Below are 23,753 nucleotides of genomic sequence, written 5' to 3' on the forward strand. Positions count from 1 at the left end.
GCACGCATCACAAGACGACGTGGATGGCCGGGACAAGCACGACCATGACAGTAAGGGCTACTCGTTGTTGCCGAAGGTCATGTCCCGCCGCGCCGTCAGGATGCTGATCGAATAGCCGGCGATCACATCGACCAGCGCCATCAGCGTGATGATCACGAAGGTGCCGGTGCCGAAACCGGGCACGAACAGGAAGATCAGCCCGCAGGCGATGAACACCACCATGGACAGGCCATGGTTGAGGATCGAGCTCGACTTGGCGCTGGTCGCATTCATGATCTCGAAGAAGAGCACGATGGTCGAGATCGCCAGCAGGAGCTCGCTGACCGTCAGCACGAAGGCACCGCCCGACGGCAGGCCGATGCTCAGGAGCTCGCGCGAGAGCGGCACGCCCATCGCCGCGACGGTGACGCCATAGGCGATGACCGCCAGCAGCATGAAGGGAAAGAAGCGCGCCATCGCATCACCGTTCCGTTTGCCGGCGCAGCCACTCTTTCGCAGCGCACCCGGAGCCGCTAGATATCAGCCCTGCACTGAACGCGCTACGCGGCTGCCCCTGCGACAGCCCCGCCGCGTTGCCCGTGCAGTTTGGAACTGGTAGAAGCGGGTCATGACGGTGAAGCGGCAGAACAGGGGCGAAGTCCGGCGCGTGATGCGCCGCACGCTGAACCTGCGCCGTTTTCCGACCACCCAGGGCTTCGCCGCGCTGCATGACCATGCCCGCCTGCCCTGGCGCTTTTTCGGCCGCTTCACGGCCTCGCTCGCAGCAGGCCTTACGCTCGCCTGAGACCGGCCGTCCGGCCGGCGACAGGCCGTTGCGATGCGTGCTGGCCCCAAAGCGGGCCGCTACCCGATTTCCATACCGAAGGCGATTGAAGCCATGACTGCGACCAAGGCCCCCACCACCCTCTACGACAAGATCTTCGAGGACCATGTCGTCGACCGCCAGGACGACGGCACCTGCCTGCTCTATATCGACCGCCACCTCGTCCACGAGGTCACCAGCCCGCAGGCCTTCGAGGGCCTGCGCATGACCGGCCGCAAGGTCCATGCGCCCAGCAAGACGCTCGCCGTCGTCGACCACAACATCCCGACGACCGACCGCAGCAAGGGCATCGCCGAGGAAGAGAGCCGGATCCAGGTCGAGGCGCTGGCCAAGAACGCGAAAGAGTTCGGCGTCGAGTACTTCAACGAGCTCGATATCCGCCAGGGCATCGTCCACATCGTCGGCCCCGAGCAGGGCTTCACCCTGCCCGGCACCACCATCGTCTGCGGCGACAGCCACACCTCGACGCATGGCGCCTTCGGCGCTCTGGCCCACGGCATCGGCACCTCGGAGGTCGAGCATGTGCTCGCCACCCAGACGCTGATCCAGAAGAAGGCCAAGAACATGCTGGTCCAGGTCGACGGCAAGCCCGCTCCGGGCGTCGGCGCCAAGGACATCACGCTCGCCATCATCGGCGAGATCGGCACCGCCGGCGGCACCGGCTCGGTGATCGAATATGCCGGCGAGGCCATTCGCGGCCTCTCCATGGAAGGCCGCATGACCGTCTGCAACATGTCGATCGAGGGCGGCGCCCGCGCCGGCATGGTCGCGCCGGACGAGAAGGCCTATGCCTATCTCAAGGGCCGCCCGAAGGCGCCCCAGGGCGCCGCCTGGGACGAGGCCGTGCGCTACTGGGAAACGCTGCGGACCGACGAGGGCGCGCATTTCGACCGGATCGTCAGGCTCGACGCCGCCAACCTGCCGCCGATCGTTTCCTGGGGCACCAGCCCCGAGGACGTGATCTCGGTGACCGGCGCGGTGCCCGATCCCGAGCAGATCGAGGACGAGGTCAAGCGCGCCTCGAAGAAGCGGGCGCTCGACTATATGGGCCTGACCGCCGGCACCAGGATGACCGAGATCCCGCTCGACGTGATCTGGATCGGCTCCTGCACCAATGGCCGCATCGAGGATCTGCGCACCGTCGCCAAGATCGTCGAGGGCAAGAAGATTCATGAGAGCCTGGACTACGCCATGATCGTGCCGGGCTCCGGCCTGGTGAAGCAGCAGGCGGAAGCCGAGGGGCTCGACAAGATCTTCCTCGCCGCCGGCTTCGAATGGCGCGAGCCGGGCTGCTCGATGTGCCTCGGCATGAACCCGGACCAGCTCAAGCCGGGCCAGCGCGCCGCCTCGACCTCGAACCGCAATTTCGAGGGTCGCCAGGGCTATCGCGGCCGCACCCACCTGGTCTCGCCGGCAATGGCGGCGGCAGCGGCCTTGATCGGCCACTTCGTCGACGTGCGTACGCTGGGCTGAAGCGGATCGTTTCGCGGGAGGATGTCATGAGCACCGATCCCCGCGAAGCCGCTCGCGCCAAGGAAGCCAAGGAAGCGCTCGATCGCGTCAGGCGCGACGACGAGAGCTTCCTCGGCTCGTCCATGGGGCGCGCGGCCGACCACTTCTCCGGCAAGGACGCGCCGGAAGGCGACAAGATCGAGCTCTGGGGCCGACGCATCGGCCGCGGTCTCTCGCTGATCGCCTTCATCGGCCTGTCCTGGTGGCTCGGGCATCAACTGAAGATCTGGTGATGGGCTCAGTTCCCTCGATCAAGACAGGCGCTTCGGCGCCGGCCTCGCAGGGTCTCGACTGGGACGGCGTGCGTGCGCCTTCGAGCGCCGAGTTCGAGATCCTGGCGCAAGCGGCCTATGACCGCCTGCCCGAGGATTTCCGCAAGCTCTGCGCCGACCTCGTCATCAACGTCACCGAGTTCCCCGAGGACGACGTGCTGAAGGAGCTCGAGGCCGAGAGCCCCTTCGACCTGCTCGGCCTGTTCTCCGGGATCGGCCTGCCGCAGCAGGGCTATGCTCCGCAGACCGGGCAGATGCCCAACACCATCCATCTCTATCGCCGGCCGATCCTCGACTACTGGGCCGAGCATGACGAGACGCTCGGCGCCATCGTCAGCCATGTGCTCGTCCACGAGATCGGCCACCATTTCGGCTTCGACGACGACGACATGGACGCGATCGAGAAGGCGGCGGGGTGACCATGACCGAACCGCCGAAACTCTGGTATTGGCGCCGCGTGATTGCGGTCAGCCTGGATTTCGTCGCTGCATCGCTGATCTTCGTGCTCGCCTTCAGTGCCATCGCCGGCACGGCCAGCGACCGGTTCCGCCTCAGCGGTCTCGGCGTCACCTCGAGCGAGTGCAGGGAGACGAAGCCGTCACAGGCCGTACTCGACGCCGGCAGCCGGACCATGCCCGGCATCATCTGGACGAAGACGACCCTCTGCGACGGCACGAGCTTCGGCCTCGTCCGCGATCGCATCGTCCAGCTGTCGCGGGAGGAACGCATCCGGGACAACGCTACCCAGACGAGCTGGGCCAGTGTGGCGGTCGACGCTGCCGGCAACCCGGTCGACCCGACCTATCTCGACTGGCTTGGCATCCTCTTCTTCGTAGCCGTCTCCGTGCTGTTCGTGATTTCGCCGATGCAGGCGACCCCGGCCCTGCGCCTGTTCGGGCTGAGGCTCGTGGCCTCGGACGGCGGACGGGTCGGTCTTGCCGCCGCTTTGCTGCGTCTGGTCTATGGCGCGGCCGCCACGGCCCTGGGCCTGGCTATTGCCTTCGGCGTGTTCTGGCTGGTCGTTACCAAGGGCCTCACCGCCTGGCTGCTGGCCTTGGTGTTTTTGTGTCTCGCGACGGCCTATGCCGTCTGGTGGCGGCCATTCAGCGTTCGTCCGGACCTGCCGCACGCACCGCTGCACGACATCTTGGCCGGGACCCGGATCGTTCGCGTCGCACCGACGCCTGCCCTCGACGCCGCGACGGAGACTGAACGATGATCGACGAACTGATCCGCCACCTGCCCGATCTGGCTCTGGTCTTCTCGGCCTTCTTCATCGCCGTCGCCAGCCCCGGACCGAGCAATCTCCAGGTGATGGCGACCTCGATGGAACATGGTCGGAAAGCCGGGATGACGCTGGCGCTCGGCGTCACCACGGGATCGCTGACCTGGGGCATCCTCGCCGCGGTCGGCGTCACCGCGCTGATCGTCGCCCATCCCGGCGCGCTCTACGCCATCAAGATCGTCGGCGGACTCTATCTCCTGTTCCTGGCCTGGCGCTCGGCGCGTTCGGCCATGCAGGCGGAGATGCCGCCGCCGAAAGCCAGTGGCTCGGGCCGCCGCCTCTATCTGCGCGGCTACCTGATGCACCTCACCAACCCGAAGGCGATCCTGAGCTGGACGGCGATCATCGCGCTCGGCCTCAGGCCCGAGACGCCGGCGGTGGTGCTCTACGCCATCATCTTGGGATGCTTGACGATCTCGCTCGCGATCAACCAGACCTATGCCTGGCTGTTCTCGACCGCCTCGATGGTGGCGGGCTATCGCCGGATCCGCCGCCGGGCGGAAGCCTGCCTCGCCGCCTTCTTCACCTTCGCCAGCTTCAAGCTCCTGACGGCGCAGCTCTGACGCGCCGCCTCATCCCATCCTGACCAGAACGACCTGCCGGAGTATCCGCCATGCAGCCCTTCACCACCCTGACCTCGACCCCCGCCCCGCTGAAGGTGATCAATGTCGACACCGACATGATCATCCCCAAGCAGTATCTGAAGACGATCAAGCGCACCGGCCTCGGCACGGCGCTGTTCTCGGAGATGCGCTACAAGGAGGACGGTTCGGAGAACCCCGACTTCGTCCTGAACCAGCCGGCCTATCGCAAATCCGAGATCCTCGTCGCCGGCGACAATTTCGGCTGCGGCTCGTCGCGCGAGCACGCGCCCTGGGCTCTGCTCGACTTCGGTATCCGCTGCGTGATCTCGACCAGCTTCGCTGACATCTTCTACAACAACTGCTTCAAGAACGGCATCCTGCCGATCGTGGTCAGCCAGGAAGACCTGGAGAAGCTGTTCGACGACGCTGATCGCGGCTCGAACGCGACGCTGACCGTCGATCTGGTGAACCAGAGCATCAAGGGCCCCGACGGTGGCGAGGTCCGCTTCGAGATCGACCCCTTCCGCAAGCACTGCCTGCTCAACGGCCTCGACGACATCGGCCTGACCATGGAGAAGTCGAGCAAGATCGACGCCTTCGAGGAGAAGCTGAAGGGCCGCGCCTGGGCTTGAGCCCTTCCCCCCTCGGGGGAGAAGGTGGCAGCGCGTAGCGCTGACGGATGAGGGAAGGGCCGCGTGAGCGGCCCTTTGTCGTTTCACCCAGTCGTGCCGCCCTCATCCGCCTGCCGGCACCTTCTCCCCGGAGGGGAGAAGGACGCTAGACAACCAGCCCCTGCATCGGCGCCAAGCCGCCGGTACCTGGAAACACCTTCTCGGCCAGCACAGGCCCCGACAGCCCGAACAGATCCGCAACCACGCCCTTCGCAACCGCGCGGATGTCGATGGTCGGCCTGAGATCGCGCTGCTCGTGCAATTGCTCCGGCTTCAACCCGGGCCAGTCGACGATCATCCGCCTGCCCTTGACCGCGCCGCCGACCAGGAAGGCGACCGTACCGGTGCCGTGGTCGGTGCCGACCGTGCCGTTGACGCGAGCGGTGCGGCCGAACTCGGTGACGACCATCACCACCGTATCCTTCCAGACCGGCTTCAGTCCGCTCTCGAAGGTCGCGAGCGCACCGTCGAGCCCGCCAAGCAGCGTGGCGAGCCTTCCTTTGGCGCCGCCTTCGTTGGCATGCGTGTCCCAGCCCTCGAAAGCCAAAGCAGCGATGCGCGGACCATCCTCGGCGCCGACCAGCCTCGCTGCGCCTTCGGCGATGCGCTTCATGCCCTCGGCGCTGTCAGGCCCGCCGCCGCCGCGCGGTTGCTCGGCGCCCTGCCTCGACGCGATCAGTTCGGTCTCGATCGCCCGCTTCAGCACAAGCGCCAGCGCCGGATCACGCTCGCCATAGAGATCGCCGAGGCGCTGGACGAGATCGGCGCCGGCCCGTGCCATGCGCGGCGGCGCCCAGCCAAGCACCGGCGCCTCGCCCCGTACCACCAGAGGCGGGACGACGCCGACGCCAAGCGCGCCATGACGCGAGACCGCCTCGCCCGGGGGCAGACTGGCGATCAGGCGATTGAGCCAGCCGCTATCGGTCTTGCCCGGGCCACCCTGTCCGCTTTCGAGCACATCCTGGCCGTCGAAATGCGAGCGCTCGCGATAGCCGGTGGCGCTGGCGTGAACGATCGCCGCCTGTCCATCGGCATAGAGCCGGGCCAGGTTCGGCATCGCCGGGTGCAGGTAGAAGAAGCCGTCGAGCGGCAGCGCCGCCTCCGGCCCGTCCTTGGCCAAAGCGATGCCTTCGCGCAGTTCGGCGTAGGCGGGATCGCCGAGCGGCGGCACGGCGGAAAGCCCGTCGAGCGCGCCGCGCAGCACCACCAGCAGGAAGCGGGAATCGCGCGAACCCGCCGCCGCATGGGCGAATTTCGGCATGTAAGACCAGGCGAAGAGTGCGCTGGCCGCCCCGAGCACGGCCCGGCGCGAAGGCGTCATGCGTTCGCAATCGTCATCGTCGGCGGCCATGCTCACCTCCGCTGGAATTCAGGCGACATCAGCAGCAGCGCGAGCGCCTGCGGCTTGCTCTCGGCACGCGCTACGGCCTGCCGCGTCTGCGGCGAAGCGAGCGGGCCGAGCACCTCCTCGACCAACGCGCGCGGATCGGCGACCGAGCCCGCCGCCTGGCGGCCGAGCTGTGCGGCGACGTCGATGCGGGTCTTGATCCCCTCCGGCGTCGCCCAGGCGGCATTGCTGTCGGGATAGCCGTCCGGCCCGGAGGGCTGCCAGAGCGGCTGGCCCATCACGCCGAGCGGCCCGGCGACCTGGCCGAACTCTGGCTTGCGGCCGAGCGCCCGGAACGCGGCAATGAGGAATTCCTGCGGGGTCCGCAGCTTGGTCGCGGGGGCGGCTACGGCAAGCTCCGAGGTCACCAGTGTGCGCGACAGCGCGGCAAGATCACCTCCCGTCTCGCGGAAGTTGCGGGCGAGCTCGGCGACCAGCGCCTGCGGTGGATCGTCGGCGACGAAATGGCGGGCGAGCTTGCGGGCGATGAAAGAGGCCGTGCTCGGATGGCGGGCGAGGTCGGCGAGCGCCGCCATGCCCATCTCCTTGCCCTCCTGCCGGTAGACCTTGCCGAGCAGCCTCTGGCCGCCGGGATCGTGCAGGCCGGGATTGAAGGCGAAAGAGCCGGGGAAGCCGAGGCGGGCATCGCGCCCGACCACCGTCCAGCCGGTGATGATCCGCGCCAGCGAGGTGACGTCTCCTTGTGTATAGCCACCGGAGACGCCGAGCGTGTGCAACTCCATGATCTCGCGGGCGAGATTCTCGTTGAGGCCGCGGCCCCGCCGCTTGCCGGCGCGGGAATCCGGGCCGATCGAGAGCTGGTTGTCGAGGAAATTGAGCATCGCCGGATGGCTCTCGACCGCGACCAGCAGCTCCTCGAAGCGGCCGAAGATGTTGGGGCGGATCGCCTCGCGCTCGAAGGCGCCGGCCATGGCGCGGACGAAGTTGCCCTTGGCGACCGAGACGCAGAAATGGTTCGACCAGAACTGCACCAGCCGCTCGGCAAAGCCGGTCTCGGCCTCGAGCGCGCCCTGGAAGCGCGCGACCGCTTCCTCGCGATAGATCGCCTGCGGAAACTGGGGAACCGGCTGTGCGGGGGCTGGCATCTGGCCTTGCGGCTGTCCGGGCATGGGCGGCGCGGCGGCGACCTGCACGCCCTGCCCCATGCCTTGCTGGCCACCCTGCTGGGCAGCGACACGCTTTGCCTCGCGCGCGGCCCGCTCCTCGTCCTCGAAGGCATAGAGTGCCCGGCCGATCGGCGCCGCGCCGGAGAAGCTGACGCGCGGCTGGGTAGCGCCTTCGCTGCGAATCTCCGCGAGCAGGCGCTCGCGAACATCTGCCAGCGCTACGCCCTGCCCCGGCTTCGGACCGAGGCCGAAGCGTTGCAAGGCCTGCATCCTCAAGCGTGGGTCTGACCAATCTGCCATGCCCTCGCCTCCGCCATCTGCGCCGCCGCCGACAGATTCCACTGCAACTATGGCGAAAGCCCGGCCGTCTTCGCAACGCGAAAGGCCGCCGCTCCCGAGGGAACGACGGCCTCCCGCAGGTCGAAAGATGCGTTCGGGTCACATCGCCGGCAGCGCCGCGACATCACGCACCGGCGCGGTGAGCCCGCCGATCTTGCCGACCATCGCGGCCTTGCCCGAGGTCAGGTCGACCTTGTAGAGGCCGCCATCGGCGACGAGCCAGCCGGTATTCGTGCCGTCAGCAGCCGTCTCGATGTCGAAAGCGATTGCCTTGGGCGTGACGCCGAGCTTGCCGATCGCGCCGAGCACGCCATCATTCGGCGGCGCCTGCTTCAAGAGCCCGCCGATCTTGCCGTCGATATCGTAAAGCGCCGTTTCCTTGGTGCCCTTGACCGAATTGCTGTAGGCGCCGGCGACGACCATCGGCGTCTCGCCCTTGTGCATGTCGGTCTCGGCGAATTTCAGCTTGCCGTCGACCGTGGTCTTGCCGTCGTCGACATTGACCCGAAGATTGGTGCCGTCGGCGCCGATGACGCGCAAACGGTCGGCGGCCGGGTTGAAGTCGACCGTCGCCATGGTGCTGGCGGGCAGCACCGTATCCATCTTCGACTTCATCGTGGCCTTGCCGGCCTTGTCGACCGTGTAGATCGTGCCGTCGGTCGCCAGCGCATAGAGCATGCCGTCGGCGGGGCGGACATCGATGCCGGCGATCTTGCCGTTGATGCCGCTGACCTTCATCGACTTGCCGGCCTTCTGGGTCGCGGTATCGACCATGGTCAGCGTGTCGTCGCCAGTCAGGACGGCAAGCATGCCGGCCTGGGCCGCGCTGGCCGCAGCGAAAGCGGTGGCGAGAATGGTGGAAGCGAGAAGCAGGTTGCGAGCCTTGGTCATGTGATGTCCTCCGGTTCGTGTCGCGATCTCAAAGGGGCTGGCCGACGCCTCCTGCGGTGCGGCACCCATGGCGGATAGCGGCGAACTCTCGGGGCAGATGCGGATGAAAAAATAAAAGCCTCGGACGCATCCAAAGCCACAGCGATCGCGTATCAATGGGCTCGCCGCATCCGAGATGACGGCCGGATTACCGGGGAGACGGATGGCGACCGACGCTACGCAGCCGCGACAGGCCGGCGAGATCGAAACCGCGCTGCTCGCCTGCGCCGCCGGCGATAAAACTGCACTCCGGCGCATCTATGAGGCGGAGTCGCCGCGTATGCTCGGTGTGGCGCAGCGTCTGCTGAAGCGCCGGGCCCTGGCGGAGGAAGCGGTGCAGGACGCGTTCGTGCTGATCTTCAGGCATGCCGACCGCTTCGATCCGGAACGCGGCGCCGGCCTGACCTGGATCTATGCGATCCTGCGCAATCGTTCGCTGTCGATCCTGCGCGACGAGAAGCGCACCGAGACGAGCGACACGCCGATCGCCGAGGAAACCGCGAGCGAGGAGGACGATCCGGAGACGGTGATGGCGAAGCTGTCGGATGCCACGGCGCTGCGCGCCTGCCTGGAGATGCTGCCGCCACAGCGGCGTGGCCTGGTGCTGCTCGCCTTCGTCCAGGGGCTGACGCATGGCGAGATCGCCGGACGGATGAAGCTGCCGCTCGGGACCGTCAAATCGTGGATCCGCCGCTCGCTGCTCTCGCTGAAGGAGTGTCTCGGATGAGCGCCTCCCGCGATGACCAGCTCGGCCCGCCGGAGCGCGACGCGCTCGCCGGCGAATATGTGCTCGGCCTGCTCGACGGGGTCGAGTTCGCCGCGGCCGAGCGCCGTCTCGACACGGATCGCGATTTCGCCGCCTCCGTCGAGCGCTGGCGCCTGCACTTCTTCGCAATCGATGCGACGGCCACGCCGCTCGCGCCATCCGTTGATCTCTGGCCCCGGATCGAGGCCGGACTGGCAGGCCTGCTCCAGCCGACGGCTTCCTCCGCGGCAGCGACGTCACGCGCGACAATGGCCGGCTCCAGCCGCTTCGCCGAGTGGTGGAACAGCCTGTTCATCTGGCGCGGCGCCGCCTTCGCCGGTGCATTGGCGACCGTGCTGTTGGCCATCGGTCTCGTCAGCGCACTCGATCGTGCCAAGCGCCAGCCATTGATGGTCGCGGTGCTTCTGACCGAGGGCAACGCCGCCGCCGCCGTGGTCAACACCTTCGCCGACGGGCGCGTCGAAATGCTGCCCTTGCAGAGCATCGACGTGCCGGCCGGCAAGGCGCTCGAGATCTGGACCTTGTGGGACCGTGCGGTCGGCCCGCGCTCGGTCGGCCTGATCGATCGTGCCCGCTCGACACCCCTGCGACTCGACAACCTGCCGCTCGGCAAGGACCAGCTCTTCGAGATCACGCTGGAGCCTGCATCGGGCTCGCCGACCGGACGCCCGACCGGCCCGATCATCGCCAAGGGCACGACCTCGCAGCGGCTGTGATGGACCGGACCGGTGCTGACGCGATAGGACGCCGCCGGGCGACAAGCTCGGCGGACCTGCAGGGCTGACGGCGAGAGGCAATGACTGATCCGAACGGACGAACGGCTCTGGTCACCGGGGCCGGCAAGGGCCTCGGCCTAGCGATCGCCAGAGGGCTCGCGGCGCGCGGCGCGCATGTGGTGATCCATGGTCGCAGCCAGGACATGCTCGACAGCGCTGCCGCTAAGCTAACCGCCGAAGGCCTCGCGGTCTCGACCTTCGCCGCCGACCTTGCCGACGAGGAGGCAACAGCAGCGGCGCTCGATGCGCTGCTCGACCGTCACCCCCGCATCGACATCCTCGTCAACAATGCCGGCCTGCGCGACCGCAGGCCACTCGATGCGCTCGACCGTGCCGCCTTCCGCGCGCTGCTGGAGGTCAACCTCGTCGCGCCCTTCGACCTGGTGCGGCGCCTCGCCCGGCACATCCCGGATGGCGGGCGCATCGTCAACATCACCTCGATCGCCGGCTCGATCGCGCGAGCCGGCGATCCCGGCTACATCGCGACCAAAGGCGGGCTCGAGGCGCTCACCCGGGCGCTCGCGGCCGAGCTCGGCCAGCGCGGCATCACGGTCAACGCCGTCGCGCCCGGCTTCTTCGCGACCGAGGCCAATGCCGGCCTCGTCGCCGATCCCGGCATCGCCGGCATGCTGGCGCAGCGCACCTCGATCGGACGCTGGGGCGCGCCGACCGAGCTGGTCGGCGCCGTCGCCTTCCTGTGCTCTCCGGAAGCGGCCTATGTCACCGGCGTGACCCTACCGGTCGACGGCGGCTATCTCGCGCATTTCTGATTAGCCACTGCCCTCACTGCAGGTCAGCGAAGGCCCGCTTCAGGCGCTCGGCGGCCTCGACCACGACGGAACGCTGGGTCGCGAGATTGAAGCGCAGGAAGCTGTCGCCGCCGGCGCCGAAGCTGGTGCCGTGGTTGACCGCAATCTTCGCCTGCTTCTCGACACGAGCGATGAAGTCCTTCGGCTCCATACCGGTTCCGGCGAAGTCGACCCAGGCGAGATAGGTCGCCTCCAGCGGCATCGAGCGCAGGCCGGGTATGGCGTGGATCGCCTCGTCGAAGAGCCGACGGTTGCCGTCGAGATAGGTCGTGAGCGCATCGACCCAGGCCGCCCCCGCCGGACTGTAGGCTGCGGTCGACATCTCCATGCCGAAGGAGTTCGGGGAGATGCCGAGCGCGTTCATCCGGGCGCGGAACGGCGCGCGCAGTTTCTCGTCGGAGATGATGACATTGCCGACATGGGCGCCGGCGATGTTGAAGGTCTTGGTCGTCGCCGTCATCATCACCAGGCGATCGATGATCTCTGGCGCCGCGAGGGGCATGACCGTGTGCTTGTAGCCGGGCATGACGAGGTCATGGTGGATCTCGTCCGAGACCAGAACGAGGTCGTGGCGGACGCAGAAATCGGCGATCTGGCGGAGTTCTTCACGGCTCCAGACCCGCCCGCCGGGATTATGCGGCGAGCACAGGATCAGCATCTTCTCCTTGCCGGTCATCTGCGCATCCCAAGCGGGGATGTCGAGGACATAACGGCCATCCTCCTGCGCGAGCCGGCATTCGACGACCTCGCGGCCGGCTGCTTTGATGACGCGGGCGAAGGCGTGATAGACCGGCGTCATCAGCACGACGCCGTCGCCCGGCCTGGTATAGGCATCGACGCAGAGCGCGGTGCCGTTCACCAGCCCATGCGTGGTGAAGATCGCCTGCGGCTCGACGGCCCAGCCATGGCGCTCCTGCATCCACCAGCGGATCGCATCGCTATTGGTCTTCTCGTCGCCGAAATAACCGTAGACGCCATGGGCGGCCATCGCCTCGACCGCGGCCTGCACGCAGGCCGGCGGGCGGAAATCCATGTCGGCGACCCACATGGCGATGCCCTCGGAAGCCGGCACCCCGTAGATGGCTTCCATCTTGTCCCATTTGGCGCAGTTGCTGCCGCGGCGGTCGATGTGCAAGTCAAAGGTCGAAGCTGCGATCATCTCGGGTTCCGATGCATTGCCGGGCCAGCACGAAACCATCGCATACCAAGAAAATTCTTCTCCGCCAGCAGCGTTTCACGCAATTCCAATCTACCGTGGCGGTCTGGCGCCAGCTCGCCGCTGCGGCCTTGGGGCTGCTATAGGCCGCTCATGAGCCTGCCAGCCCCTCTGGTCGAGACCTTCGTTTCCGTCGCTGCGATCATGGCGACGGCGCGCGATCCCTGGTGGATCATCGCCAGCGCTGCAGCCGCTCTGCATGGGGCAAGCCCGATCACGGTTGCGGATGTCGATATCCTGCTCAGCGTCGAGGATATCAACCGCATCCTGCCGGTTCTCGGCATAGAGCCCTATCAGGGGCCACCGAACCCGCTGTTCCGGTCGCAGGTCCTGGCAAAATGGCCGGCGCCGCCCGTGCCGGTCGATCTCATGGCCGGCTTCGAGCATCGTGTCGGCAATGCCTGGCATCCGGTCCTGCCGGCGACACGGCAGGCGCTCACGATCGATGGCGCCACCGTCTATGTCCCTGAGCGCGATGAACTCCGGAACATCATCGAAGGCTTTGGGCGCCCCAAGGACCTCGAACGCGCCCGCCTGCTCGCGGAGCTTACATCACCACCGTGATCGTCTCGGCCGCCCGCGTCAGGCCGGTATAGAGCCAGCGCGCCCGGTGCTCGCGGAAAGCGTAGGCCTCGTCGAACATGACGATGTTGTCCCATTGCGAGCCCTGCGCCTTATGCACCGTCAGGGCGTAGCCGAAGGTGAACTCGTCGGTGTGGCGGCGCAGTTCCCACGGCACCTCGTCCTCGGTGCCGTCGAAGAAGTTCGGCATGACCGAAACCTTGACCGGCTTGCCGCCGGTGTCGTCCTCCGGCGTCACCCGCATGGTGACGAGGCCCTTCTTCGAGGTCTTCAGCTCCTGCACGATCCAGGCGCCGCCATTGAGCAGGCCCTTGCTCTTGTCGTTGCGCAGGCAGACCAGCTTCTCGCCGACCGCCGGGACATTGGCGACATGGCCCATCAACTGGCGCATGCGGGCATTGTATTGCCGGCGCGTCTTGTTGAGGCCGACCAGCACCTGATCGGCCGAGAGCACCATCTCCGGCGTGATCTCGGCGCGCCGGATGATCCGGCTCGCGCCATAGTCGCCGACCTCGAGCCGGCCGCCCTCGCGCACGATCATCGACATGCGCACGATCGGGTTGTCCGCCGCCTGGCGATGGACCTCGGTCAGCATGATGTCGGGCTCGGCCTCGGTGAAGAAGCCGCCACCCTTGACCGGTGGCAACTGCGCGGGATCGCCGAGGACCAGTACCGGCGTGCCGAAGGAGAGCAGGTCACGGCCGAGCTCCTCGTCGACCATCGAGCATTCGTCGATGATGATCAGCTTGGCCTTGGCGGCGGTGCTCTCGCGGTTGAGCACGAATGTCGGGCTCTCCTCGTCAACGCCACGCGAGCGGTAAATCAGCGAATGGATGGTCTGCGCGCCCTCGCAGCCCTTGTTGCGCAGCACGAGCGCCGCCTTGCCGGTAAAGGCGGCGAAGACGACGGTGCCGTCGACACCCTCGGCGATATGGCGGGCGAGCGTGGTCTTGCCCGTGCCGGCATAGCCGAACAGGCGGAAGAGCTGTGGCGAGCCGGCCTTGAGCCAATCGGCCACGGCGGCAAGCGCCGCGTCCTGCTGCGGCGACCAGCTCATGAGAGAAGGCGGATGCTTTTGGGCATGGCGCACAAGGCCGCGAGTCGGGCGGCCAAGGCAAGCCGGTTCAGGCGGCGCGCAGCCGCCGGGCGAACTCGTCGGCCTCGGCCTGCAGCGCCGAGATGCGCTCGTCGAGCTGGCGGGCACCGCTCGCGCCCTGCTCGGCATGGGCAGAGGTCTGGACACCGGCGCCGGCGATCGTCGTCACGGCGCTGGCGGCCTGCCCGGTGACCACCGAGATGCGCGCGATGGTCTCGCCGAGCCCCTGCAGCAGGCCGGTATGCGAGGCGACCATGGTCGAGATCTCGGTGCTCGCCTGCTCGACCGCACCGGCCCGGCCGGCGATGCCGATGATCGCCTGAGCTGCCTGCGACAGGGCCGTGTCCACGGTCGCGATCCGCTTGGAGATCTGCGCCGTCGCGTCGGCGGTCTGCGTCGCCAACGCCTTCACCTCGCTGGCGACGATGGCGAAGCCGCGGCCATGCGCGCCGGCGCGGGCCGCCTCGATGGTGGCGTTGAGGGCAAGCAGATTGGTCTGCCGGGCAATCGCCTCGATCAGCTGGACGACGTCGCGGATCTTGCCGGCATTCTCGGTCAGCCTGCCGACGAGGCCGACCGTGCCGGCGGCGTCGCGGGTCGCCAGGCTCGCGGTCTCGGAGACACGCCGGACCTCACGATTGATCTGCTCGACGACCTCCTCCAGCCGCACGGCAGCATCGGCGATGCGCTCTGCTTCATCGCCGGCTCCTGCGACGGCCTGTGCGGCAGCGTTGCCGCTGTGCGAGATCTGCGCGGAACGGGCGGCAGAGGCGGCGAGCGCCGCGCGCAACCCCTCACTCAACCGGCCGATATCGGCGAGCAGGCGACCGATGCGCGTCTCGAATTCCTGGGCGATGCGGTGCAGTTCCTCGGTCCGGCGTTGCTGGTGCTGCTGCGAGAGATCGGCTTCGGCATCGCGGGTGACGAGCGTGGCACGGAACTCGCTCAGCGTCCGCACCGTGCGGGCAAGCTCGCCGATTTCGTCGCGGCGCCTGCGATGCGGCACGTCGATGACCCGGTCCGACGATGTCGCCAGCTTGATCGCGTCCATCAGCTCGCGCAGCGGCCGGGTCAGATGCGTCCGCAACATCAGGATCGCCAGCATCCCGCCGGCGAGCGGCAGGCCGGCGGCAATCACGATGACACGCAACCTCACCTGCGAAGCAAGATCCTGCGCCCGGGACGCCGCGATCCCGGCCTGCCGATCGAGATCGTCACGCATGGCCGAGGTCACCAGCATGATCTGGCGGACATTCTCCTTTGCGGCTTCGGCCGAGGCTTCGATCAGTGCGGCCTTCGGCGAGACCTTGCGGCCGATCTCGACGATGTCGCGCTGGAAATCGACGAAGGTCCGGATACGCGCATCCAGCGTCGCGTTGGACTGCTGTATATTTGCCGGCAAGGAAGAGGCCAGATTGGCCCGCGCCGCATCGACAAGCTCGATGGCGGCGTCGAGCTGGTCGAGCGCCTGTTCGACGGCCCGTGGCTCGGCCGCGTCCTCGAAACGGCTGAGGAGCGACGCCTGCGCGACCCGGCTGGAGAGCAGTGCTGCCTTGTTGGCGAGTTGCTGCCCGGCAAAGGCCTGGCGATCGATGTCGTGAACGGAATCGAGACCGCTCACGGCACTGGCGAGACCGAGCGCCGCCGCGATGCCGAAGATCGCGAAAAGCGCCGTGATCTTCGCCGTCAACCCGAACCGCCGCATCATATCCACCGCCAATGTCGAGCGGCGGACTTCTCGCAGTTGCGAAGCAAACAGATGCTTAACGGAGCCAGCTAACTACCTCAAATATCTTAAATTTCAAACTTGACAACGACCCGGGCGCGAGCCTGCGCCCGTCGGCTCTCAGAACGCGAACCGCATCAGCGGCCGACCGGGCTTCTGCCTGGCGACCTCGGCGAAGCCGGCGCGCTGGAACACGCTCTCCGGCCCGACATAGAGCCCATCGGCACTGCGCTTCTCCTCGTTGTCCATCGGCGCAGCCTCGACCAGGCGTGCGCCACTCGCCCGGGCGAAAGCGAGCCCGCCGGCGAGCAGAGCTGCCGTGACACCCTGGCCTCGAAAGCCCTTGCGGACGAAGAAGCATGACGCCGCCCAGCTGCGCTCATCCTGCGCCGGTGCATCCGGCAGCGGTGTCGAGGCGCGGCGCGGATTGTTCCACTCGGGCACATGTGCCCGCGGCCCGATCTGCAGCCAGCCGACCGGAACGTCGCCGGCGAAGGCGAGCACGCCGGGCGGCGGCCCCCTCCTCACCCGGTCCTCGAAGAGCTGCCGCGCACCTTCGCCGAGCAATGGCTTGCGCAGCTTCGGCGGCATGCGGAAATGGTTGCACCAGCAGCCATAGCAGGGACCGTGCGGGCCGAAGAGGTCTTCCAGCGCCGGCCAATGCTCCGGTGTCAGCGGGACGACCTGGAAACCAGTTTTCGGCACGTCCGCCCTCCTCTCTCGACAGGTCGGCGCAAACAGGAGAGGAATGACGCGCCGTCTTCAAGGCGGCCGCCAAGCCGCCGGAGGCTATCCCATGTCACTCGAACTCTTCGCCGCCTATCTCGTCGCCTGCCTGGTCATCATCATCGTACCCGGCCCGACCGTGACGCTGATCATCGCCAACAGCCTGAGGCATGGTAGCCGCGCTGGGCTTCTCAACGTGGCAGGAACACAGGCTGGCCTCGCGATCATGATCGCGATCGTCGGCATCGGCCTGAGCTCGGTGATCGCGGCGATGGGCCATTGGTTCGACTGGGTCCGCCTCGCCGGCGCCGCCTATCTGATCTGGCTGGGCTGGAAGATGTATCGCAGTGCCGGGGCGGCGGCCGAGGGCCTCATCGAAGCGCGTCCGCCGCGCGGCGGCTTCTTCCTGCAGGGGCTCCTGGTCGCGCTGAGCAACCCGAAGACTCTGGTCTTCTTCGGCGCCTTCTTCCCGCAGTTCCTCGATCCAGCCCGTGACCATGCCACCCAGATCGCAATCATGGGCGCAACCACCATGCTGTTCGCCGCGCTCAGCGACGGCGCCTATGCGATCCTCTCCGGACGGGCCGGGCGCTTCCTCTCGCAGCGGCGCGTCCGGCTGATGTCAAAGGTCAGCGGCGGTTTCCTGATCGGCGGCGGGCTCTGGCTCGCCTCGACCCGCGGCAGCTGATCCCCTACCAGGGGATCTCTTCGCCCTTCCAGTTGCGGAAGCTGTTGGTCTCGCGCATGCTCGAGGCATCGATCGTGGCGATCAGCCCGGCAGCGCTCTCGGCCGGCGGGATGTCCGCCCCGCCGCCGCCCATATCGGTGCGGACCCAGCCGGGATGGAAGAGCAGCACCGCGACCTCGCTGTCGCGGACCGCATTGCCGAAGCCGACCATCACCATGTTCACCGCCGCCTTCGAGGAGCGATAGGCAATCGCGCCGGAGGGATTGGAACCGATCGAGCCCATGCGGCTCGATATCGTCACGATCTTGCGGCCAGAGCCGGCCTCGACATTGGGCAGGAAAGCCTGCGCCACCCGTAAGGGAGCATAGACATTGACCTCGAAAACCTCGCGCCAGGCCTTGAAGTCCATGTCCAGCGCCGACTGCTTGTCGCGCGGGCCATAGACGCCGGCATTGTTGACGAGCACGTCGATCGGACGGCCATCGAGCGCCTGCTTGGCCGCGGCGATGCTTCTGTCGGAGGTGACGTCGAGCTCGAGCGGGGTCAGCGTTCCCGCTTGTCCGCCGGCGACCTCCGCCAGCGCCCCACCCCAGGGATCACGCGCTGCGGCGACGACATGGTCGCCCCGCCGCAGCAATTCCATCGTCAACGCCAGGCCGATGCCGCGATTGGCACCGGTGATCATCCAGGTCTGGGGCATGGTCGGTCTCCATCTTGAAGACCAGACCTAAGCCTCAGCCCTTCGGCTTTCCATAGCCCCCCGCCGTCGGCGTGATCACGGTCACCGCTTCGCCGGCCTGGAGCAGCGTCTGGTCTGATGGCTTGAGCTCCTCGACCTCGCCCGAAAGCCGCCGGACCAGCGTCCGACCGAGCTGCCCGGGCTCACCGCCCTTCATGCCGAAGGGGCGAACCTTGCGGTGCGAAGCCAGGATGGCGCAGTCCATCGTCTTGAGGAAGCGGATGGTGCGGCTGGTGCCGTCGCCGGCATTCCATTCGCCCTTGCCGCCGGATCCCGCGCGGATGTGGAAGTCCTCGAGCACGACCGGGAAGCGCGTCTCCAGGATCTCCGGATCGGTCAGGCGCGAATTGGTCATGTGGACGTGGACACCGGAGGTGCCGTTGAAGCCCGGCCCGGCCGGCGAGCCCGAGCAGATCGTCTCGTAATACTGGTACTGGTCGTTGCCGAAAGTCAGGTTGTTCATCGTGCCCTGCGAGGACGACATCGCCTCCAGCGCGCCGAACAGCGTGTTGGTCACGGCCTGGCTGACCTCGACATTGCCGGCGACGACGGCGGCCGGATAGCGCGGCGCCAGCATCGAGCCTTCAGGCACGATCACCTTGATCGGCCGCAGGCACCCAGCATTCATCGGGATCGCGTCGTCGACCATGACGCGGAAGACATAGAGCACGGCGGCGCGGGTGACCGGCGCCGGCGCGTTGAAGTTGTCCTCGCGCTGCGGCGAGGTGCCGGTGAAGTCGACGATCGCCTCGCGCTTGTCGCGATCGATGATGATCTTCACCTTGATCGCGCAGCCCTGGTCCATCGGATAGGTGAACTCGGAGTCGTGCAGGCGGGTCAGCAGGCGTGCGACGCTCTCGGCGGCATTGTCCTGAACATGGCCCATATAGGCCTGGACCACGTCGAGGCCGAAGGAGCGGATCATCTTGCGCAGCTCGGCCACGCCCTTCTCATTGGCGGCGATCTGCGCCTTCAGGTCGTTGACGTTCTGGACGACGTTGCGGACGGGATAGCGCGCGCCGGTCAGCAGCTTGACCAGCTCTTCTTCGCAGAAGCGGCCCTGATCGACGATCTTGAAGTTGTCGATATAGACGCCTTCTTCCTCGATATTGGTCGCCAGCGGCGACATCGAGCCCGGCGCCGTGCCGCCGACATCGGCATGATGGCCGCGGCTCGCCACCCAGAACAGGATGTCCTTGTCCTCATTGTCGAAGACCGGCGTGCAGACCGTGATGTCGGGCAGATGCGTGCCGCCATTATAGGGCGCGTTCAGGCAGTAGACGTCGCCAGGCCGGATCACCGGGTTGTTCGAGATCACCGTCTCGACCGAGCGATCCATCGAGCCCAAGTGCACCGGCATGTGCGGCGCGTTGGCGACGAGCGCGCCGGTCTGGTCGAAGACGGCGCAGGAGAAGTCGAGCCGCTCCTTGATGTTCACCGAATAGGCGGTGTTCTGCAGCGTCACGCCCATCTGCTCGGCGATCGACATGAACAGGTTGTTGAAGATCTCGAGCATGACCGGATCGGCCTTGGTGCCGATCGCGGCGTTCTGGACCAGCGCCTTGCTGCGGGTCAGGACGAGATGGTCCTTGGCGGTCAGCCTGGCGGTCCAGCCGTCCTCGACCACGACGGTCTGGTTCGGCTCGATCACGATGGCCGGGCCGGCAATGCCCTGGCCGCGCGCCATCGCCTCACGCCGGACGATCGCGGCCTCGTGCCACTGCCCCTTCGAGAAGAAGCGGGTGCGCTCGGCGATTCCGGGCTCGCCAGCGTTCTCAGCCGCAGCAGCCTCCTCGAAGCGGGCGCCGCCGCCGACGGCCTCGACCTCGACGGCCTCGACGACCAGCGCCTTGGTCTCGTCCATGAAACCGAAGCGGGCTTTGTGCGCCGCCTGGAAGGCGTCCTGCATCTCGGCGCGGCTGCCGAAGGGCGTCGCGATCGCGGTATCGGTGCCGGCATAGCGGATATGGGCGCGGACATGGATGGCGATATCGCCATCCGGCACGCCCTGCCCTGCCACCTCGCCCTTCGCATCGGCGCCCAGCCGGTCGGCGAGCGCGCCGATCGCGGCCTTGGCCTCGGCATCGAGCGGCACATCGAGCGCCGCGGTCCGGGTGGCGCGGATCTCGGCGAGGCCCATGCCATAGGCCGAGAGCAGGCCGGAGAACGGGTGCAGCAGCACGGTCTTGATGCCGAGCGCATCGGCGACGAGGCAGGCATGCTGGCCGCCGGCGCCGCCGAAGGAATTCAGCGCATAGCGGGTGATGTCATAGCCGCGCTGGACCGAGATCTTCTTGATCGCCTCGGCCATGTTGGCGACCGCGATCTGGACGAAGCCATCGGCGACCTCCTCCGGGGAACGGCCATCGCCGACCTCGGCCGCGAGCGTCGCGAACTTCTCGCGCACTGTCGCGACATCGAGCGGCTGGTCCTGGCCGGGGCCGAAGATCGGCGGGAAATAGGACGGGATCAGCTTGCCGACCATGACGTTGGCGTCGGTCACGGCGAGCGGGCCGCCACGGCGATAGGCGGCCGGGCCAGGATTGGCGCCGGCGGAGTCAGGGCCGACGCGGAAGCGCGAGCCGTCGAAATGCAGGATCGAGCCGCCGCCGGCCGCGACCGTATGGATCAGCATCATCGGCGCGCGCATGCGCACGCCCGCGACCTCGGTCTCGAAGGCGCGCTCGTACTCGCCGTCGAAATGGGCGACGTCGGTCGAGGTGCCGCCCATGTCGAAGCCGATGACCTTGTCGAAACCGGCCGAACGGCCGGTCTCGGCGAGGCCGACGACGCCGCCGGCCGGGCCGGACAGGATCGCATCCTTGCCCTGGAACAGCTCGGCGGCGGTGAGGCCGCCCGAGGACATCATGAACATCAGCCGCGCGCCGGTGCGGGCGATGTCGAGTTCTTCGGAGACCTGCGCGACATAGCGGGCGAGGATCGGCGAGAGATAGGCATCGACCACGGCGGTGTCACCGCGCCCGACCAGCTTGATCAGAGGTGAGACCTCATGGCTGACCGAGACCTGCGGGAAGCCGATCTCGCGGGCGATCTTGGCGGCGAGCTCTTCATGGGCCGGATAGCGGTAGCCGTGCATGAAGGCGATGGCGACGGCGCGGAAACCGGCATCGAACTGTGCCTGCAAGGCGGCGCGGATCGCGGCTTCGTCGGCGACCTTCTCGACCGCGCCGTCGGCGAGGACGCGCTCCTCGATCTCGACGACGGCGTCGTAGAGCTGCTCCGGCTTGATGATCTCCTTGGCGAAGATGTCGGGCCGGGCCTGGTAGCCGATGCGCAGCGCGTCGCGGAAACCCTTGGTGGTGACGAGCAAAGTACGGTCGCCCTTGCGCTCGAGCAGCGCGTTGGTCGCGACCGTCGTGCCCATGCGGACCTCGCCGACCGTGCCGGCCGGGATCGGTTCGCCGGCCTTGAGACCGAGATGGTCGCGGATGCCCTGGACGGCAGCGTCACGATAGGCGCCGGGATTTTCGGAGAGCAGCTTGCGGGCATGCAACTTGCCTGCAGGATCGCGGCCGATCACGTCGGTGAAGGTGCCGCCACGGTCGATCCAGAAATCCCAACGGCCGCTCGTCATCTGATCCCCCGATTATTGGCCAATAAGGCTCTTTGACGTTTCATCGATAAATCGTCGATGAAACGTTGACAAGCTCATTTCGCCGACTAGGATCGACATCAGCGATCGGGACATGGCTGAGGGGCCGGGCCGATCGAGGGGAGGCTTTCATGACAGGACCGGTCCTGGCAACCGCCGCTTTGCGCATGGCCGAGCGGCCCGGTGCGACGGCCCATCGTCGCGAGGCGCGCGCATGATCCGCCGCTTCCTCGATGCGCTCTACCTCTTCGCCGGTTATGCTGCCGGCTTGTTCCTGATCGCTATCCTCGTCCTGATGATGGGATTGTCGATCGGCCGCGAGGTCGGCTTCAACATCCCGGCCGGCGACGATTTCGCCTCCTGGTGCATGGCGGCGATGGCCTTCCTCGGCCTCGCCCACACCTTCAAATCCGGCGAGATGATCCGGGTCGGCCTGCTGATCGACCATTTCCAGGGTCGCAAGCGCTGGTTCTTCGAGGTCTTCTCCCTCGTTCTCGGCCTCGGCTTTGCCGGCTTCTTCGCCTGGCACGCCGTGGTGATGACCTGGCAGTCCTATGAGTTCAACGACGTCGCCGGCGGCGTCGTCGCCATGCCGATGTGGATCCCGCAGCTCGGCTATTCCGGCGGCCTCGTCATCCTGTTCATCGCCATGCTCGACGAGTTCGTCCACGTCGTGCTGCGTGGCCAGCCGCCGCGCTACGAGAAGCCGCCGCCGCAATCCGACGAGGAGATCGTCGAGCGTGCCATGGCGAGCGGAGTCTGAGCGATGTCGATGATGGAAATCTCCGCGCTGCTGCTCGTCCTGCTGGTCATCATGCTGGCGGGCGGCGTCTGGATCGCGATTTCGCTGATGGCCTGCGGCTGGGTCGCGATGCAATTCGTCGCCGGCGGCATTCCGGCCGGCTCGGTGCTCGCCACGACGATCTGGGGCAACAGCGCCTCCTGGACACTCGCCGCCCTGCCCCTCTTCATCTGGATGGGCGAGATTCTCTATCGAACGAAGCTGTCGGAAGAGATGTTCCGCGGCCTCGCCCCCTGGCTGAACTGGCTGCCGGGCCGGCTGATGCATGTCAACGTGCTGGCTTGCGGCATCTTCGGCTCGGTTTCCGGCTCTTCGGCCGCGACCTGCGCCACCGTCGCCAAGATCGCCCTGCCCGAGCTGAAGCGCCGCGGCTACGACGAGAAGCTCGCACTCGGCTCGCTCGCCGGCGCTGGCACGCTCGGCATCCTGATCCCGCCCTCGATCACCATGGTGGTCTATGCGGTGGCGGCGAATGTCTCGATCATCCAGATCTTCCTCGCCGGCTTCCTGCCCGGCCTGCTCGTGATGGCGCTCTATTCCGGCTACATCGCGATCTGGCACATGCTGCATCCGGACAAGGCGCCGCCGGCCGAGCCGAGGATGAGTCTGCGCGAGAAGCTCCGGGAATCGGCCAATCTCATCCCCTGCATGCTGCTGATCGCGCTGGTGTTCCTGTCGCTGCTGCTCGGCTGGGCGACAGCAACGGAATGCGCGGCCTGGGGCGTGCTCGGCTCCTTCGGCATCGCCTGGTGGTCGGGCTCGCTGACCAAAGAAGCCTTCTGGCAGAGCGTGATGGGCACGACGCGGATCACCTGCATGATCATGCTGATCCTCGCCGGCGCCTCCTTCATGTCGACCTCGATGGCCTATACCGGCATCCCGGCCGCGCTGGCCGAATGGGTCGATAGCCTGCATCTCTCGCCCTATGCGCTGATCGCCGCGCTCACCGTGATGTACATCGTGCTCGGCACCGCGCTCGACGGCATCTCGATGATCGTGCTGACCACCGCGATCGTCATCCCGATGATCAAGGCCGCCGGCTTCGACCTGGTGTGGTTCGGCATCTTCCTGGTGCTGATCGTCGAGATGGCCGAGGTCTCGCCGCCGGTCGGCTTCAACCTGTTCGTCCTGCAGACCATGTCGGGCAAGGATTCGAACACGGTCGCGCTCGCCGCCTTGCCCTTCTTTTTTCTACTGGTCGCCGCAGTGGCGATCATTACGATCTTCCCACAGATCGTGATGATCTTGCCCCAGCTCGCCTTTCCAGGATGATGCGCAACCACC

The 23,753-nt window shown here is 67.2% G+C and carries 24 protein-coding genes; 14 read left to right on the forward strand and 10 right to left on the reverse strand.

All coding sequences use genetic code 11. The features are described 5' to 3' along the window. Positions 1-57 precede the first annotated feature (57 nt). Positions 58-456: a hypothetical protein gene (locus tag ACWIGM_RS12370; RefSeq protein WP_454026231.1), complete on the reverse strand. Its 399-nt coding sequence runs from the start codon at positions 454-456 to the stop codon at positions 58-60. A 151-nt stretch (positions 457-607) separates the two neighbouring features. Between ACWIGM_RS12370 and ACWIGM_RS12375 the strand changes: the two genes are divergently transcribed. The 7 genes from ACWIGM_RS12375 (at position 608) to leuD (ending at position 5,108) form a co-directional block, all read left to right on the forward strand. After that, positions 608-784 carry a hypothetical protein gene (locus tag ACWIGM_RS12375; protein WP_159650289.1) on the forward strand — a complete coding sequence of 59 codons (177 nt, stop codon included), beginning with the start codon at positions 608-610 and terminating at the stop codon, positions 782-784. Between the two features lie 93 nt (positions 785-877). Beyond that, the gene (gene leuC, locus ACWIGM_RS12380) at positions 878-2,296 is read left to right on the forward strand and encodes a 3-isopropylmalate dehydratase large subunit (RefSeq protein WP_454026232.1); all 1,419 of its coding nucleotides are present in this window, start codon (positions 878-880) and stop codon (positions 2,294-2,296) included. A gap of 26 nt (positions 2,297-2,322) precedes the next feature. Then, positions 2,323-2,568: a hypothetical protein gene (locus ACWIGM_RS12385; protein ID WP_454026233.1), complete on the forward strand. Its 246-nt coding sequence runs from the start codon at positions 2,323-2,325 to the stop codon at positions 2,566-2,568. After that, complete coding sequence (locus ACWIGM_RS12390) at positions 2,568-3,026, forward strand: metallopeptidase family protein (RefSeq protein WP_454026234.1); 459 nt, start codon at positions 2,568-2,570, stop codon at positions 3,024-3,026. Before ACWIGM_RS12385 ends, ACWIGM_RS12390 begins: the two co-directional genes overlap by 1 nt. A gap of 2 nt (positions 3,027-3,028) precedes the next feature. Then, positions 3,029-3,826, forward strand: a complete 798-nt coding sequence (locus ACWIGM_RS12395) for an RDD family protein (protein ID WP_454026235.1) — start codon at positions 3,029-3,031, stop codon at positions 3,824-3,826. After that, the gene (locus tag ACWIGM_RS12400) at positions 3,823-4,455 is read left to right on the forward strand and encodes a LysE family translocator (protein WP_454026236.1); all 633 of its coding nucleotides are present in this window, start codon (positions 3,823-3,825) and stop codon (positions 4,453-4,455) included. The genes ACWIGM_RS12395 and ACWIGM_RS12400 overlap by 4 nt, the downstream gene beginning before the upstream one ends. 50 nt (positions 4,456-4,505) lie before the next feature. Then, complete coding sequence (gene leuD / locus ACWIGM_RS12405) at positions 4,506-5,108, forward strand: 3-isopropylmalate dehydratase small subunit (RefSeq protein WP_454026237.1); 603 nt, start codon at positions 4,506-4,508, stop codon at positions 5,106-5,108. 145 nt (positions 5,109-5,253) lie between these two features. Here leuD and ACWIGM_RS12410 read toward each other — a convergent pair whose 3' ends face one another. The 3 genes from ACWIGM_RS12410 to ACWIGM_RS12420 form a co-directional block, all read right to left on the reverse strand. Further along, positions 5,254-6,498: a DUF1501 domain-containing protein gene (locus tag ACWIGM_RS12410; protein WP_454026238.1), complete on the reverse strand. Its 1,245-nt coding sequence runs from the start codon at positions 6,496-6,498 to the stop codon at positions 5,254-5,256. Between the two features lie 2 nt (positions 6,499-6,500). After that, the gene (locus ACWIGM_RS12415; RefSeq protein WP_454026985.1) at positions 6,501-7,931 is read right to left on the reverse strand and encodes a DUF1800 domain-containing protein; all 1,431 of its coding nucleotides are present in this window, start codon (positions 7,929-7,931) and stop codon (positions 6,501-6,503) included. Positions 7,932-8,099: 168 nt separating this feature from the next. Then, positions 8,100-8,891, reverse strand: a complete 792-nt coding sequence (locus ACWIGM_RS12420) for a DUF4394 domain-containing protein (RefSeq protein WP_454026239.1) — start codon at positions 8,889-8,891, stop codon at positions 8,100-8,102. 202 nt (positions 8,892-9,093) lie between these two features. On the opposite strand from ACWIGM_RS12420, the gene ACWIGM_RS12425 reads away from it, so the two are divergent. The 3 genes from ACWIGM_RS12425 (at position 9,094) to ACWIGM_RS12435 (ending at position 11,242) form a co-directional block, all read left to right on the forward strand. Then, a complete protein-coding gene (locus ACWIGM_RS12425; RefSeq protein ID WP_454026240.1) occupies positions 9,094-9,657 on the forward strand; it encodes a sigma-70 family RNA polymerase sigma factor in 564 nt (187 codons plus the stop codon). Beyond that, positions 9,654-10,412 carry an anti-sigma factor gene (locus ACWIGM_RS12430; protein WP_454026241.1) on the forward strand — a complete coding sequence of 253 codons (759 nt, stop codon included), beginning with the start codon at positions 9,654-9,656 and terminating at the stop codon, positions 10,410-10,412. Before ACWIGM_RS12425 ends, ACWIGM_RS12430 begins: the two co-directional genes overlap by 4 nt. Before the next feature lie 80 nt (positions 10,413-10,492). Continuing rightward, entirely contained in the window at positions 10,493-11,242 is a 750-nt protein-coding gene (locus tag ACWIGM_RS12435) for an SDR family oxidoreductase (RefSeq protein ID WP_454026242.1), read from the forward strand. A 13-nt stretch (positions 11,243-11,255) separates the two neighbouring features. Here ACWIGM_RS12435 and ACWIGM_RS12440 read toward each other — a convergent pair whose 3' ends face one another. After that, on the reverse strand, positions 11,256-12,440 hold the full coding sequence (locus ACWIGM_RS12440; RefSeq protein WP_454026243.1) for a MalY/PatB family protein: 1,185 nt from the start codon (positions 12,438-12,440) through the stop codon (positions 11,256-11,258). 150 nt (positions 12,441-12,590) lie between these two features. Between ACWIGM_RS12440 and ACWIGM_RS12445 the strand changes: the two genes are divergently transcribed. Beyond that, the gene (locus ACWIGM_RS12445) at positions 12,591-13,061 is read left to right on the forward strand and encodes a hypothetical protein (RefSeq protein ID WP_454026244.1); all 471 of its coding nucleotides are present in this window, start codon (positions 12,591-12,593) and stop codon (positions 13,059-13,061) included. On the opposite strand, the gene ACWIGM_RS12450 is transcribed toward ACWIGM_RS12445, so the two are convergent. From ACWIGM_RS12450 to ACWIGM_RS12460, 3 genes are all read right to left on the reverse strand, one after another. After that, a complete protein-coding gene (locus tag ACWIGM_RS12450; protein ID WP_454026245.1) occupies positions 13,045-14,136 on the reverse strand; it encodes an ATP-dependent DNA helicase in 1,092 nt (363 codons plus the stop codon). The two genes, ACWIGM_RS12445 and ACWIGM_RS12450, sit on opposite strands and share 17 nt — an antisense overlap. Before the next feature lie 67 nt (positions 14,137-14,203). Continuing rightward, positions 14,204-15,883, reverse strand: coding sequence for a methyl-accepting chemotaxis protein (locus ACWIGM_RS12455; RefSeq protein ID WP_454026246.1), 1,680 nt, complete (start codon positions 15,881-15,883; stop codon positions 14,204-14,206). A 138-nt stretch (positions 15,884-16,021) separates the two neighbouring features. After that, a complete protein-coding gene (locus ACWIGM_RS12460; RefSeq protein WP_454026247.1) occupies positions 16,022-16,606 on the reverse strand; it encodes a GNAT family N-acetyltransferase in 585 nt (194 codons plus the stop codon). A 91-nt stretch (positions 16,607-16,697) separates the two neighbouring features. On the opposite strand from ACWIGM_RS12460, the gene ACWIGM_RS12465 reads away from it, so the two are divergent. Next, positions 16,698-17,315: a LysE family translocator gene (locus tag ACWIGM_RS12465; protein ID WP_454026248.1), complete on the forward strand. Its 618-nt coding sequence runs from the start codon at positions 16,698-16,700 to the stop codon at positions 17,313-17,315. Between the two features lie 4 nt (positions 17,316-17,319). Here the strand turns inward: ACWIGM_RS12465 and ACWIGM_RS12470 are convergent, their stop codons facing one another. Both ACWIGM_RS12470 and ACWIGM_RS12475 read right to left on the reverse strand, forming a co-directional pair. Further along, positions 17,320-18,015, reverse strand: a complete 696-nt coding sequence (locus ACWIGM_RS12470; protein ID WP_454026249.1) for an SDR family oxidoreductase — start codon at positions 18,013-18,015, stop codon at positions 17,320-17,322. Between the two features lie 34 nt (positions 18,016-18,049). Then, positions 18,050-21,649, reverse strand: coding sequence for a hydantoinase B/oxoprolinase family protein (locus ACWIGM_RS12475; protein ID WP_454026250.1), 3,600 nt, complete (start codon positions 21,647-21,649; stop codon positions 18,050-18,052). Positions 21,650-21,881: 232 nt separating this feature from the next. On the opposite strand from ACWIGM_RS12475, the gene ACWIGM_RS12480 reads away from it, so the two are divergent. Together ACWIGM_RS12480 and ACWIGM_RS12485 are read left to right on the forward strand one after the other, a co-directional pair. Continuing rightward, positions 21,882-22,430: a TRAP transporter small permease gene (locus tag ACWIGM_RS12480; RefSeq protein ID WP_454026251.1), complete on the forward strand. Its 549-nt coding sequence runs from the start codon at positions 21,882-21,884 to the stop codon at positions 22,428-22,430. Between the two features lie 3 nt (positions 22,431-22,433). Continuing rightward, on the forward strand, positions 22,434-23,741 hold the full coding sequence (locus ACWIGM_RS12485; RefSeq protein ID WP_454026252.1) for a TRAP transporter large permease: 1,308 nt from the start codon (positions 22,434-22,436) through the stop codon (positions 23,739-23,741). Positions 23,742-23,753: the final 12 nt, after the last annotated feature.

It is taken from the genome of Allobosea sp. NPDC055332, from assembly GCF_053645455.1.